The sequence below is a fragment of the Natrinema sp. LN54 genome (assembly GCF_052439245.1).
Taxonomy (GTDB): domain Archaea; phylum Halobacteriota; class Halobacteria; order Halobacteriales; family Natrialbaceae; genus Natrinema; species Natrinema versiforme_A.
In genome coordinates, this window is sequence record NZ_JBQVRP010000001.1 from 370,844 (window position 1) to 383,871 (window position 13,028).

General features: G+C 66.5%; 15 protein-coding genes and 1 pseudogene. 5 read left to right on the forward strand and 11 right to left on the reverse strand.

Annotation, left to right across the window (positions count from 1 at the left end; all coding sequences use genetic code 11):
* Window positions 1–2: 2 nt before the first annotated feature.
* Complete coding sequence (locus ACT4ML_RS01905; RefSeq protein ID WP_444719338.1) at window positions 3–545, forward strand: hypothetical protein; 543 nt, start codon at window positions 3–5, stop codon at window positions 543–545.
* Between the two features lie 5 nt (window positions 546–550).
* On the opposite strand, the gene ACT4ML_RS01910 is transcribed toward ACT4ML_RS01905, so the two are convergent.
* The 6 genes and pseudogenes from ACT4ML_RS01910 to ACT4ML_RS01935 all read right to left on the reverse strand — a co-directional run bounded on the left by ACT4ML_RS01910 (window position 551) and on the right by ACT4ML_RS01935 (window position 7,813).
* Window positions 551–1,888 carry a glutamate-5-semialdehyde dehydrogenase gene (locus ACT4ML_RS01910; protein ID WP_444719339.1) on the reverse strand — a complete coding sequence of 446 codons (1,338 nt, stop codon included), beginning with the start codon at window positions 1,886–1,888 and terminating at the stop codon, window positions 551–553.
* Window positions 1,881–2,714, reverse strand: coding sequence for a glutamate 5-kinase (proB, locus tag ACT4ML_RS01915; protein ID WP_444719340.1), 834 nt, complete (start codon window positions 2,712–2,714; stop codon window positions 1,881–1,883). Before proB ends, ACT4ML_RS01910 begins: the two co-directional genes overlap by 8 nt.
* The gene (proC, locus tag ACT4ML_RS01920; RefSeq protein ID WP_444719341.1) at window positions 2,707–3,492 is read right to left on the reverse strand and encodes a pyrroline-5-carboxylate reductase; all 786 of its coding nucleotides are present in this window, start codon (window positions 3,490–3,492) and stop codon (window positions 2,707–2,709) included. The genes proB and proC overlap by 8 nt, the downstream gene beginning before the upstream one ends.
* Before the next feature lie 151 nt (window positions 3,493–3,643).
* Window positions 3,644–5,104 (reverse strand): sensor histidine kinase, encoded by a 1,461-nt coding sequence (locus ACT4ML_RS01925; RefSeq protein ID WP_444719877.1) that lies wholly within the window; start codon window positions 5,102–5,104, stop codon window positions 3,644–3,646.
* Window positions 5,087–6,127 (reverse strand): annotated as a pseudogene (locus tag ACT4ML_RS01930) (PAS domain-containing protein); the annotation flags it as partial. The pseudogene ACT4ML_RS01930 and the gene ACT4ML_RS01925, both read right to left, overlap by 18 nt.
* A gap of 84 nt (window positions 6,128–6,211) precedes the next feature.
* Window positions 6,212–7,813: a GTPBP1 family GTP-binding protein gene (locus ACT4ML_RS01935; protein ID WP_138244141.1), complete on the reverse strand. Its 1,602-nt coding sequence runs from the start codon at window positions 7,811–7,813 to the stop codon at window positions 6,212–6,214.
* A 228-nt stretch (window positions 7,814–8,041) separates the two neighbouring features.
* Here ACT4ML_RS01935 and ACT4ML_RS01940 point away from each other — a divergent pair, with 228 nt between their 5' ends.
* From ACT4ML_RS01940 to ACT4ML_RS01950, 3 genes are read left to right on the forward strand one after another with little or no spacing between them, the layout of a single operon-like run.
* Window positions 8,042–8,221, forward strand: a complete 180-nt coding sequence (locus ACT4ML_RS01940) for a hypothetical protein (protein ID WP_444719342.1) — start codon at window positions 8,042–8,044, stop codon at window positions 8,219–8,221.
* Window positions 8,222–8,248: 27 nt separating this feature from the next.
* Window positions 8,249–8,506 (forward strand): hypothetical protein, encoded by a 258-nt coding sequence (locus ACT4ML_RS01945; protein ID WP_444719343.1) that lies wholly within the window; start codon window positions 8,249–8,251, stop codon window positions 8,504–8,506.
* A 59-nt stretch (window positions 8,507–8,565) separates the two neighbouring features.
* The gene (locus tag ACT4ML_RS01950) at window positions 8,566–8,979 is read left to right on the forward strand and encodes a hypothetical protein (RefSeq protein WP_444719344.1); all 414 of its coding nucleotides are present in this window, start codon (window positions 8,566–8,568) and stop codon (window positions 8,977–8,979) included.
* A 4-nt stretch (window positions 8,980–8,983) separates the two neighbouring features.
* On the opposite strand, the gene pyrF is transcribed toward ACT4ML_RS01950, so the two are convergent.
* Complete coding sequence (gene pyrF / locus ACT4ML_RS01955; protein WP_444719345.1) at window positions 8,984–9,781, reverse strand: orotidine-5'-phosphate decarboxylase; 798 nt, start codon at window positions 9,779–9,781, stop codon at window positions 8,984–8,986.
* A 283-nt stretch (window positions 9,782–10,064) separates the two neighbouring features.
* Between pyrF and ACT4ML_RS01960 the strand changes: the two genes are divergently transcribed.
* The gene (locus tag ACT4ML_RS01960; protein WP_444719346.1) at window positions 10,065–10,331 is read left to right on the forward strand and encodes a hypothetical protein; all 267 of its coding nucleotides are present in this window, start codon (window positions 10,065–10,067) and stop codon (window positions 10,329–10,331) included.
* Window positions 10,332–10,386: 55 nt separating this feature from the next.
* Here the strand turns inward: ACT4ML_RS01960 and ACT4ML_RS01965 are convergent, their stop codons facing one another.
* The 4 genes from ACT4ML_RS01965 to ACT4ML_RS01980 form a co-directional block, all read right to left on the reverse strand.
* Window positions 10,387–10,812, reverse strand: coding sequence for a VOC family protein (locus tag ACT4ML_RS01965; RefSeq protein ID WP_444719347.1), 426 nt, complete (start codon window positions 10,810–10,812; stop codon window positions 10,387–10,389).
* Between the two features lie 121 nt (window positions 10,813–10,933).
* Window positions 10,934–11,863 (reverse strand): ring-cleaving dioxygenase, encoded by a 930-nt coding sequence (locus ACT4ML_RS01970; RefSeq protein ID WP_444719348.1) that lies wholly within the window; start codon window positions 11,861–11,863, stop codon window positions 10,934–10,936.
* A 70-nt stretch (window positions 11,864–11,933) separates the two neighbouring features.
* Window positions 11,934–12,209 (reverse strand): MarR family transcriptional regulator, encoded by a 276-nt coding sequence (locus ACT4ML_RS01975; protein WP_444719349.1) that lies wholly within the window; start codon window positions 12,207–12,209, stop codon window positions 11,934–11,936.
* 120 nt (window positions 12,210–12,329) lie between these two features.
* The gene (locus ACT4ML_RS01980; RefSeq protein WP_444719350.1) at window positions 12,330–13,019 is read right to left on the reverse strand and encodes a haloacid dehalogenase type II; all 690 of its coding nucleotides are present in this window, start codon (window positions 13,017–13,019) and stop codon (window positions 12,330–12,332) included.
* Window positions 13,020–13,028 lie beyond the last annotated feature (9 nt).

A 13,028-nucleotide genomic window follows, 5' to 3' on the forward strand; every position in this document is an offset into this window, starting at 1 on the left:
TCGTGCGGTTCAAGCCGGTTCCCGAACCGCCCGCCGACCTCGCGCTCCTCGCGACGGTCCGGCGAACCCTCCCCACCGACGCCGGCGATATCGACGATTGCTGTCGGCTCCTCATCGACGAAACGCCCCTCGAGACCCGGGACGAGGCGGCGACGTGGCTCACCTTCTTGCGCGCGCTCGAGCTCGCGGCCGAGGAGCCGGCGGGCTTTCGTCACCGCGGTCCGGCCTCGAGTAGCGACGCGGATTCGCCGGCTCTCGACCGAGATCGACTTGGCCGGGCGTTTCGAGACCGCGTGTACGGAGCCGACGCGGCGCTGGCCGTCCTCGAGCGCGCCGACGAGCCGCTGACCGCCGAGGCGGTCGCCGACGCGTTGGGCGACGACCGGTCGAACAGCGAGCGGCGCTCCCGCCCGAACAGCGTTTCGGAGGAGCGAGTCGAGCGACTCCTCGAGTGGGCAGTACTGCTCGACGTAGCCGAGCGAGGCGAAAACGGGGAACGAGACGAAAGCAGATACCGACTCGCGCCCGCGCGTGAGAAAAAGTAAAACCGCTACTCGTCGGACAGCCGGCCGGGGATCCACTCGCCGTCGAACTCCTGATGTGTAAACGGCGCGGCGTCCTCGCCGGCGTAGGTGGCGACGAGGTGGCCGTCGCCCTCGAGGTGGTACTTGTAGGTCGTCAGCCCCTCGAGTCCGACGGGGCCGCGGGCGTGGATCTTGCCCGTGCTGATGCCGACCTCGGCGCCGAGGCCGAATCGGTAGCCGTCGGCAAAGCGGGTCGACGCGTTGTGGAAGACGCTCGCGGAGTCGAGGCTGCGCATGAACGCGCTCGCGCGGTCGGCGTCCTCGGTCACGATCGACTCGGTGTGTTTCGAGCCGTGGGCGGTGACGTGATCGATCGCCGCCTCGAGCGAGTCGACGACGCGGATCGAGACGATCAGGTCGCCGTACTCGGTGTCCCAGTCGGCCTCGGTCGCGGCCTCGACGTCGACGATTTCTCGAGTCGCCTCGTCGCCGCGGATCTCGACGTCGGCGGTCTCGTAGCGGTCAGCGATCGCCGGCAGGAACGTCTCGGCGACGTCCTCGTGGACCAGCAGGGTCTCGACGGCGTTACAGACCGCCGGATACTGGACCTTGGCGTCGTAGGCGATGTCCTCGGCCATGGAGAGATCCGCCTCGTCGTCGACGTAGACGTGGCAGATCCCCTCCGTGTGGCCGAGTACCGGGATGCTCGTATTGTCCTGAATGTAGCTCACGAACGCGGAGCTGCCGCGGGGCATGAGGAGGTCGATCGCGTCGTCCATCTCGAGCAGGGCGTCGACGTCCTCGCGAGCCTCGATGTGCTGGGCCCAACCGTCCGGGATTCCGGCGTCGGCCGCGGCGTCCTCGATGATCTCGAAGAGGATGCGGTTCGAGTGCAGCGCCTCGCTGCCGCCTTTCAGGATGACCGCGTTGCCGGATTTCAGGCCGAGCGCGGCGATCTGGACGAGCGCGTCGGGCCGGGACTCGAAGACCGTTCCGACGACGCCGATCGGGACGGCGACCTTGTAGAGTTCGAGGTCCTCGTCGAGCTCTCTGGCCGAGAGCGTCTTGCCGAGCGGGTCGTCCTGTTCGGCGACGCTGCGGACCATCTCGGCGATGTCCTCGATCTTCGACTCGGAGAGTTTGAGCCGGTCGACCAGCGCCTGCGTGTACTCGCCGTCTTCGAGCAGTCGCTCGCCTTCCTCGACGTCCGTCTCGTTCTCCGCGAGGATCTCGTCCGTGCGGGCTTCGATCGCGTCGGCGATCTCGTGGAGGGCCGCGCTCCGCTCCTCGTCTCCCAGTTTCGCGAGCTCGAGGGCCGCGGTCTGTGCCTCGTCGACGTCCCGTTCGATGTCGGTCTCAGTCATCGCTCCCACCGTTGATGGGGAGGAATATGGTCCCCACGGGCTTGGCAGTAGCGATCTTCTCGAGCACGTCGGGTTCCGTCGACTTCGCGATGTAGGCCGGGATGCCGTGCTCGCTGACGTCGCGTGCGCCCTCGACTTTCGTCTGGATGCCGCCGAACCCATCTGACGTGCTCTCGGAGATGATTTCTTGGACCTCGTCGTAGTTCGCCCCGACTGCCTCGATGCGCTCGGCGTCGTCGTCTTCTTTCGGGTTGCCGGTGTAGACACCGCCGACGTCGGTCAGCGTGACCAGCAGGTCGGCGTCGACGCCCATCGTCGTCGCCGCCGAGAGCATGTCGTTGTCGCCGATCCGGATCTCCTCGGTTGCGACGGCGTCGTTCTCGTTGATGATCGGGACGACGCCCCAGTCGAGCAGCGTCTCGATCGTGTTCCGGAGGTTCGTGAATCGTTCCGGGTTCTCGAGGTCGTGCTGGGTCAGGAGGAGTTGGGCGACCTTCCGGTCGTACCGGTCGAAGCTCTCGGTGTAGCGGTGCATGAGGAGGCTCTGACCGACGGTCGACAGTGCTTGGGACTCCTCGACGGTCCCGCTCGACTGTTCGATCCGACCCGTTCCGGCCCCGATCGAGCCCGAGGAGACGAGGATGACTTCCTTGTCGCGGGAGAGCAGGTCCTCGATGTCGTCGACCAGTTTGTCGAGTTTCCCGTCGTCGAGGTTGGAGTCCTCGTCGGTCAGGGAGTTCGTCCCGGCCTTGACGATCACGCGGTCGGCGTCGGCCGCCAACTGCCGCGTCTCCGCGACGGCGGCGTCCGTGAATCCCTTACTCATCGTCCTCACTGCCGAATTCGGCCGCGAGTTCTCCCGAGCGTTCTTCGGCCGCCGCGACCGCCGCGGCGACGTCCGCATCGGCGTCGCTGTCCCAGAGGACCTCCATCCCCTCGATGGTCGTCCCGTTCGGCGAGCAGACGGCGTCGATCAGTTCGTCGAGGCTCTGCTCCGAGCGGAGAACGGTCTCGGCGGCCCCCTTGAACGTCTGTGCGGCCAGCGTCTCGGCGTCACCTTCCTCGAGACCGCCCTCGATGCCCGCGTCCGCCATCGCCTGAATGAGATAGAAGACGAAGGCGGGGCCGCTCCCGTTGACCGCGGTCGCGATGTCCATCCGGCTCTCGTCGATCTCGGCGAACTCGCCGACGTCGTCGAGCAGTTCGCGTACCTCGTCGGTGATATCGTCGCCGGCGACCGCCGCCGCCATGTCCCCGGTTTCGGCCGCGAGGTTCGGCATGATCCGGACGACGTTCGCGTCGGTTCGCGCCTCGACGTAGTCGGTAGAGACGCCGGCGGCGATAGAGAGAAGGGTCTGGTCCGGCGAGAGATCGAGATCGTCGAGGACCGCGCCGACGATGTCCGGTTTCACGGCGACGATCACGACGTCGGCGTCGGCCGCCTCGGAGATGTCCGATGTCGTGTGGTCGACGTAATCCGCGACCGACTCGAGTGCGTCGGGGTCGAGATCACACGCGGTCACCGTGTGGTTCCCCGCCCGCCAGAGCCCCTTGATCAGGGCGCTCCCCATGTTGCCACAACCGATAACGCTCGTCTGTACCATCTTATCTCACTCTGATGTGCCGAGGCGGACATACCAACTTTGGTTTCGATCCGCGCCGCGGCGGCCGTCCGGAACCGGCTCAGTCGGCCGTTCGGTGGGGATTGGGCCTCGAGGACGGGAGAAGAGCGGGTTCGACTCGGCGAGAGTCGATCTACGAGTCCGTGGCGGCGGGGAGCGTGAAGTAAAAGGTTGTCCCCTCGCCGGGTTCGGACTCCATCCAGATATCGCCGCCGTGGCGCTCGATGATCCGCTTGCACAGCGCCAGCCCGATGCCGCTTCCGTCGTGGTCGTCGGGCGTGTGGAGGCGCTGGAAGACCTCGAAGACGCGGTCGGCGTCGGACGGATCGATCCCGATGCCCTCGTCGCGAACCGAGAGCAGCCATTCCTCGCCGTCGCGCTCGGCGTCGATCGAGACACGAGGTGGCTCGTCACCGCTGTACTCGATGGCGTTGTCCAGCAGGTTCTGGAAGACCTGCCGCAACTGCTCGCTGTCGGCCTCGACGCGGGGCAGTGATGTCGCCGTGATCTCGGCGTCCCGCTCGTCGATCTTGACCTGGAGGTCGTCGCGGACGGCTGCGAGGACCGCGTCTACCTCGACGGGTTCGAAGGACTCCCCGCGAGTGTCGACCCGCGCGTACTCGAGCAAGCCCTCGATCATGGTTCGCATGCGGTCCGCGCCATCGACGGCGAATTCGATGAACTCGCGGCCGTCCTCGTCGAGTTCGTCGGCGTACCGCTGCTCGATCAGTTGCAGGTAACTCGAGACCATCCGCAGGGGTTCTTGGAGGTCGTGGGAGGCGGCGTAGGCGAACTGCTCGAGGCGCTCGTTGGACTCCTCGAGGCGCTGCTGGCGTTCCTTGCGGTCGGTGATGTCCCGGACGACGCCGACCTGCTTTCGCTCGCCGTCACCGGTCTCGAGCGTCGAGAGGGTCCCCTCCGTGGGAACGGTGTCGCCGTCGGCCGTCCGGATCGCCGCTTCCATGGTCGGATTGGTCTCGATCCCGTCGGACATCGCGTCCCGCATCGCTTCCGACTGTTCGATCGCGTCTTCGTCGACGACGAGGGAGGCGTGTTCGCCGATCAGGTCCTCGCGGTCGTACCCGGTGAGCGACGCGTACGCGTCGTTGACCATCGTGAACCGCCCCGCTCGGTCTTTCACGTAGATGCCATCGTTGACCGTCTCGACGATCGTTTCGTACTCGGTCAGCTCTCGCTCGCGTTCCTTGCGGTCGGTGATGTCCTGAATCATCGCCATCCCGGCGACCACGTCGCCCTGATCGTCGGTGATGGGGACGACGTGTGCGACCCACTCCCGATCCTCGTAGGCGAACTCGACGGACCGCACCTCGCCCGCGAGCGCCCCACGGAACGCCGGCTCGAGTTCGTCGGCGGTGTCGTCGTCCCAGACCTCGCGGACGTGTCGTCCTTCGGCCGTCGCCGGATCGACCGAGATATCCGCAAAGCCCTGCCCGGCCACGAGGGTATAGACCAGTTCGTCGTCGAACAGCGTCACGGACCCGTTCGGGAAGTTCTCCGCGAGGGTTCGATACCGGCGTTCGGACTCCTCGAGTCGGCGCTCGTACTCGCGGCGTTCGGTGCTGTCCTGTGACATGCCCAAGGCCGCGAAGACGTCGCCGTCGTCGTCACGTACCGGGACGGTATGGAACTGGTAGAACCCGCCGTCGAGTTCGATTTCGAAGGCGTCGGACTCGCCGTCGAGTGCGGCCTCGTAACGCGGGACGAGTTCGCCGGCCAGTTCCGACGGTACGGCCGCCGCCACTGACTGTCCCTCGATTCCCTCGTTCGTGGTGTCGGTGTACGGGAAGGTCCCGCCGACGGTCTGATAGGTGAGGTCCTCGTCGACGAGGGCGACCACCCCGTTCGGGAAGTTGTCGATGAGGGTTCGGTAGCGGCGTTCGAGCGTCTCGAGTTCGCGTTCGTGCTGTTTTCGCGCCGTAACGTCGCGGCTCGAGACGATCAGTGACACCACGTCCCCGTCGTCGTTCGTGACCGGCCTGACGACCCCGTCGAGCGTGTACTGCGACCCGTCCGGCCGAGTGAGATCGACCTCGAACTCGACGTACTCGCCGGCCGCCGCGCGCTCGGTCCACTCCCTGACGGCCGACTGAACCCCATCGCCCTCGTCCCACCACGGCGTCTCCCAGAACGGCTCGCCGGTCACGTCCGCGAGGTCGGCGTCGACGTACTCCATCGCCGTCCCGTTGACGTCGACGACCGTCCCGTCTGGCTCGAGCAGTCCCACGAGAATGTTCGGGTCCTCGAAGATCGCTTCGAAGCGGCGTTCGGTTCGCTCGAGTTCCCGCTCGCGTTCCTCGCGGTCGGTGGTGTTGGGCTTCCGGCGCTGTCGGCGATCGTTCTCCCGCCGCTCGGATTGGTCAGTCCCCCGCCGATCCCCGGACTGCCACCAGACTCGAGTCCCGTCGTGTATCTCCGTCGACTGTAGTTCACCGAGATCGGTGAGTTCACGCAGGTGGTGTCGAGCGATCCGACGGGTACAGTCGAGTTCGGTAACGACTCCAGCGACCGTTATCGGCGTCGACGGCCGGTCCAATTGCCGAAAGATGTCCCGAATGCGTTCCCGAACGGCATCCGGAGTGGACCCTGATGCTCCCATGACTCACGTGTGAGTATTATGCGCATAAACGCTTGTGTTCGGCTACTGCGCGGAGTGTGAACCCACGGCCTCGAAACCGCGGACTCAGTCCGCGGGGTGGACGTCCGTCACCGTCCCCACGCCCTTGCTGCGGCCCTCGCGGAAGACGAACTTCTGGCCCTCCTCGACGAGGTACGGACGGAACTTGAACCGGACGGAAGTCTTGCCGCTATCGCCCGGCAAGAGGCGGCCGTTCTCCGGGTAGAAGGCCGCGGCCTCGCCGATCGTCTCGAGGTGGACGACCGGTTCGTACCCCTCGCCGATCCGGGTGGGGTGGTTGAGTACCATGACCTCGGCTTCGAACTCCCGGACGGGGTCGGGGTCGGCGTCGCGGGGCAGTAAGACCATCCCGCGCTCGATGGCGCTCTCCTTGATCCCCTTGAGCGCGATGCCGACGATCCGGCCCGCTTGGGCCTTGTCCACCCGGTGGTAGTGCATCTCGATCGAGCGGACCTCGACCTCCTGAAAGCGGCCGTCGGCCATCGGCCCGATCAGGAGTTCGTCGCCGGCCTCGACCTCGCCGGACATGACCGTCCCCGAGGCGACCGCGCCGACGCCGGTGACCGAGTAGCTGCGGTCGACGTACATCCGGAACTCGCCGGTGTCCTGGGATGTCTTCGGGAGCCGGTCGAACAACTCGTCCAGCGTCTCGAGGCCGTCCATCGTGATCGCGCTCGTTTCGACGATGGGGACGACCCGTTCGCTGATCTCCTCGATGGCGGCGTCGATGCCGTGGCGGCTGACCCGCAGCGGCGACTTGTCGACCTCGCGGAGGAGCCGTTCGACCTCGCGTTCGACCTCCTCGATGCGGTCGTCGTCGACGGTGTCGGTCTTCGTGATCGCGACGATCGTCGGGAGATCGGTCGCGAGCAGGACGCCGAGGTGTTCTCGCGTGGTGCGGGTGGGGCCGTCGTCGGCGGCGACGACGAGCAGGCCGTAGTCGAGTTTCTGCCCGACGAGGCCGCGGATCGTCGTCCGGAGCCACGGCTCGTGGCCGACGGTGTCGACGAAGGAGACGAGCCGGTCGGCCTCCTGGACGACGTCCGCGCGGTCGGCCTTGCGGTTCGGGTTGCGAACGCGGACCGGGCCCTCGTCGTCGAAGCCGTAGACGGCGTAGGACAGATCGGCGGAGAGCCCCCGCTCGACCTCGTGAGGCTGGACATCGAGGAACGCCCGCGTCGCACCGTCCCCGTCGTCGGGCTTGCCGGTGACGAGCGAGCCCACCAGCGTACTCTTGCCGTGGTCGACGTGGCCGGCCGTCCCGACGACGACGTGTTCGTCGTCCGTCTCGAGGACGCCGCCTTCCCGGACCTGTGCGACGCCGACGAGCCCGTCGTTGATACCCCACGTCTGGACGTCCTCGATGTGTGCGTCGGCCTCCTCGGCCAGCAGGGACAGCACGTCCATCGTCTCGGAGAAGGTATCGGGATCGATGCCGGCGAGGCCGCCGTCGTCGGTGACGCCGACGACGTACGTCGCCTCGCCGTCGCCCGAAAGGAGTCGGTGTCGGAGTTGTGCGGCCAGGCTCTCTCGCCGCCCACCCTCGAGGTGGACGTCTCGTGACAACCGTTCCTTGAACTCGACGTTGCCACCGTCCTGTTCGCCACGGTCCAGGGCTCGCTCGAGGAGAGCCCGGTCACGGCTCATATCCCCTGGTAGTCGAGCACACGGCAAAAGCCTTCCCGTGTATTGACAATGTTTGTCATAGAATAACCATCGAGTCGGAGAAAACTACGCCATCAACCACGCTATCACGGCTACAGCTGTGGACCGCCGTCACAGTGCGCTCCCCGAACCCGCCACAGTCTCGGCGTCGACGAACCGGTTCGAACGTGCCGGGCTCGCTTTCAAGCCCCTCGAGCGCGTACCCCCGGTATGAGCGTCAGTGGTCTCTGTCAGATCTGTGAGTCCCGTCCCGCACAGGAGCGGTGTTCCAACTGCGGCACGCTCGCGTGCGAGGTCCACTTCGAGGACAGTATGGAGTTGTGTGCCGACTGCGCCTCGGAGGCCCAGCCGGGGCCCGGAAACGACGACGTGGAGATCAACCGGTTCTAACCGACGACAGCGAACGCACCCGATATCGTGACCTCCATTCGCGACCTGCTCGGCGAGTCACTCGGCGTCGGCGAGCGGTTCGAACTCCGACTCGAGGAGCGCGACGGCCGCCTCGTCGCCGACCACCCGAACGACGCCAGTCCGATGGACATCGCCGTCGTCGAGGGGCTCGAGCGACTCGACGAGCAGCCACCGCCGGAGCCGGTCGCAGTCGAAATCGTCGGCCGTGTAGTCGACGGTCGGATCGCCGGGCGCGTGGTCAACAGGAATCGCGAGCGCCGCTGAGTCACACGGCGAACGGGCCGAAACCTAGCTTTTTTATCTGTAGTTCGGAATCGGATACTATGCCCGTCAGCCGTCGGCGATTCGCCCTCGCCAGCGTCGGTGGTCTGCTCGGAACCGCCGGCTGTGCCGAGTTCGTGGACAGCGACCGGCTCCGAACGCTCCATCTGGCGCTGTCGAACGAGACGGCCGAGCCCCGATCGTTCCACTTCGTTCTCGAGGCGGACGACGGACTCGGACAATGGCACGAGTTCGAACTCGAGGCCGACGCACACCGAACGGTCGCCATCGAGCCGGAATCGGAACGAGAGTGGCGTGGCTACCACGCGGTCACCGGCGACGAGCGGGCGTCCGGGACCCTCCTCGGGCAGGGGGACGAGCAGTCCTGTCTGCAGCTCAGCGTTCGGATTACCGACGCCGAAATTGCGGCGACGATGTCGACGGCCCGGCCGCTCTGCGACGCGGAGTCGGCGTGAGACGCTACCGGTACCGATTCAGCCGCTTCTTGAGCCGCTTTGCGGCCTGCCCGCTGGCCCTCGCGAACTCCTCGCCATCGTCCTCGCCGGCGAAGATGATCCCGCGCGAGGAGTTGACCAGCCCGACGCCGTCCGCGAGGCCGTACTCCACGGCGGCCTCGGCGTCGCCGCCCTGCGCGCCGATGCCGGGGACGAGGAAGGGGAGGTCGGGCACCTGCTCGCGGAGGTCCTCGAGTTCCTCGGGCTGGGTCGCGCCGACGACGAGCCCGACGTTGTCGTTCTCGTTCCAGAGGTCCGCGAGCGCCGCGACCCGCTCGTAGACGGGCTCGCCCGTCTCGAGTTCGAGGTCCTGAATGTCGGCGCCGCCCGGGTTCGAGGTCCGACAGAGGACGAAGACGCCCGCCTCCTCATCCGCCAGAAACGGCTGCAGCGAGTCCCGCCCCATGTAGGGGTTGACGGTGATCGCGTCGGCCCGCTCGAGCAACTGCGCGTACTGTCGGGTCGTGTTCCCGATGTCGGCTCGCTTGGCGTCGAGCAGGACGGGGACGTCCTTCCCGTGGGCGTAGGCGATGGTCTCCTCCAAGGCGGCCCAGCCGTCCGGGTCCTCGTAGAAGGCGGCGTTGGGTTTGTAGACGGCGGCGTGCTCGTGGGTCGCATCGATGATCCGCCGGTTGAACGCCCAGCGCGGCAGGTCGTACTCGCGGAGGTGCTCGGGGATGCGCGACGGGTCGGGATCGAGGCCGACCGAGACGACGCTGTCGACCGTCCGAATGCGGTCGTGCAAGCGGTCGAAGAAGTTCATGCCGGACGTGGTCCCGCGACGGTCGAAAAGGTTGCTATACCGTCGGCCGAAACGGTTCGTGCCGCACTCGAGACAGATACCCGTCACGTTTCCGTGGGTCGTCGAAACGCGATCGAGCGGTCACCGGCTCTTGTCGACGGAGAGACACGCAGCGTCGTCGGCAGCGGTTCGTTCGCGGTGTCGGTCGATCCAGTGCCGCGTCTCGCAGTGTGCTACGGTACACCGAGCCGTTCCAAATATTTTAGACATCAGCTACTTCGTTCGTATAATAGTCGGACACTGTATGGGAATCAAGAATAATGTAACGTCGTTCTCACATCGCCTCCGCGAACAGGTTCAGTCGACGCTGCTGGACGAGCCGGAAACGGCGGGTGACGAGACCGCCCACGGAGACGACGGCGGCGAGGAACGCGTCTCGAACTCGTTCGGTAATCTCTTTCACTGCTCGCGCTGTGGCGACGTCTACATCGCCACCGAGAAGCGCGTCTGCTCGGACTGTGACGCGGAGGTCGAACAGGTTCGATCGACGCTGGCGTGCAACGGCCGATAGCCCTCTCCTCCTCGACTGAGCCGATATCGACCGCGTCGTCCGCACGTTCCGCTCGTTACGCCTCGAGTACCTCGATCAGGTTCCCCTCGGGGTCCCGGAGGAACAGGATCGTCGTCCCGGTCTCGCTCGTCCGCGGTTCGCTGATCGTCGGCACGTCGTCCGGGAGGGTCTCGTAAAACGACTCGAGGTCGTCGACCGAGAGGCCGACGTGCGAGGCTCCCGGTTGGTTGAGCCCCGCGGCCGGGGAGCCCCGCGCTTCGGGATCGTACTCGACGAGTTCGATGCGGACCCCGTCGGCCTCGAGGTGCGCGAAGTCGGCGCTTGCACCCTCGATACCGACGGCGTCGGCGAAGGCCTCGCCGCCGACGCTGAACCGGTCGGCGACCGAGAGGTCGAGCACGTCCCGGTAGAACGCGAGCGTCTCCTCGAGATCGGTGACGGTGAGACCCACGTGGTGTGCGCTGAGCGCTGTCTCTGTCATGGTGTAAGTCGTGCGAGCGCGGGAGAAAAACGCTTCCGTCTGCCGTTCGGGTTCCACCCCGCAGGCTGTCGATGGGGTAGCCGCCGAGTCGAGTCGCCCGCAGGCGTCGGTCCGCGCGGGATCAGTCGAGCGAGAGGTCCGGGAGCCCGGCTTCGATCTCGTCGCGCCGACTCTCCAGCCACTCGGGGAGGACGAGGCGCTCGCCGAGCGACTCGAGGTCTTCGTCGACGGTATACCCCGGTTCCTTCGTGGCGAACTCGAAGAGGACACCGCCGTGTTCGCGGACGTAGACGGACTCGAACCACTTGCGGTCGATGATCTCGGTTGGGCGCAGTCCCTCTCCCTGGAGGACGGTGCGCCACTCGGGCTGGTCGTCGGCGGTCGTCCGAAACGCCACGTGGTGGACGGTCCCGGCACCGGGCTGGCCCCGCGGTGCCTGTGGCTCCTCGCAGATGTCGACGACGTATCCCAGTTCGCCGTCGCTCTCGTACCGCCGGCGACTCCCGTCCGAATCGGTCTCGGCGTAGCCCATCGTCTCCAGGACTCCCTCGGTCGGGTCGGCCGTCGAAAGCGACAGCGTCACGCCGAAAAACCCGCGGATCGCGTGCTCGTCCGAAACCGGTCCCTCGGGCGGATCGCCGGCGGGCGCGTCGGCCCGGGCGACGAGCTCGAGCGGGAGGCCGTCGGGATCGCGAAACGGAATCACGGTGTCGCCGAACCGGTCGCGTGGTTCGTCGGCGTCGACGCCGGCGTCTACCAGTCGATCGGTCCAGAAATCGACCGCTCCGTCCGGGATCAGGAACGCGACCGCACTGGCCTGTCCGGTACCGACCTGCCCCTGACGGGCGTCGGGGTACGGGAAGAACGTCATGCTCGTCCCGGGGTTCCCGCCGCGGTCGCCGTAGAACAGGTGATAGACCGAGACGTCGTCCTGATTGACGCTGCGCTTCACCAGCCGGAGCCCGAGCGTCTCGGTGTAGAACTCCAGGTTACGTCGGGGGTCGCTCCCGATGGCCGTCACGTGGTGGATGCCGGGAATGTCTGCGGGCATGGAGACACGTACGACGACCTCCCGAAAGAACCCCGGGCCTGGCGACGACCCCGCAGGGCGGATCGGCGACCTACGACGCCGGGTCCGCGAACCGGTCGGTATTCAGCGAATAGACGTGCTGTCTGGCGTCCGAAAAGGAGATCTGCGAGGTGACGAGGTCGTGTTCCTCGAGCTGTTTCAGCGCGTAGCGGACCGTTCGGGAGGGAAGCATCGTTTCTTCGGCGAGTCGGGACTGTGTGAGGCTGCCCTCGTGTGCGAGGACGGTCAACACGAGTTTGGCACTCGGCGGGACATCGTCGACGGCGTCCGGAGCGGTGTTCGACGTGAGAACGACCTGTTCACTCATATATTGGTCCCTCGCCACCGACTGCCTTTAATCGTACCCTGCAAGGAATCGGACCTGCACAGCCGCCGAGAGCCCACTGGATGGGCGGTAGCTGCGCCGTACCAGCCGATATCGAATCCGCTAGGCGTCGAGCGTGTCTGCGAGTTCGTGGACGCTCTCGACGGTCAGATCCGGGTCCATCTCGTAGGGTCCCCAGAGGGTGTCCTGCCGGTCGATCCAGACGCCCTGCATCCCGGCGTTGCTACCACCCGGTACGTCCCACCAGCCCGCGGCGACGAAGGCGATCTCCGAAATCGGCGTGCCGATCTCGTCGGCCGCGTGGCGGTAGAGTTCGGGTTGGGGTTTGAACTGCTGGATCTCGTCGGCGCTGACCGTGTCGCGGATCAGATCGCCGAGGTCGGCCTCCTCGAGCAGCGACTCGAGCATGTCCTCGCTGCCGTTCGAGACGATGTAGCAGTCGTAGCCCGCGTCGCGTAACCGCTCGATGCCGTCGTGGACGTCGTCGAAGACCGGCAGATCGTGATATGTCGAGAGGATTTCCTCGCGCTCGTCCGCGCCGATATCGACGCCGATCGTCTCGAGGGCGTACCGTAACGCGTGGCGGTTCATCTCGTAGAACGAGTCGTACTCGCCGATCGCGTTGCCGACCATCGCGTACGACAGCGACCGCTCCCGCCAGAGGTTCGCGACGAGTTCGGGATCGTGTTCGTCGACGTGTTCCGAGAGGGGGTCGGCGACGGCCGAGACGTCCACGAGCGTGCCGTAGGAATCGAACGCGATCGTTTCGACCGCGTCGGGGTCGAAGGACATGGCCCCGCC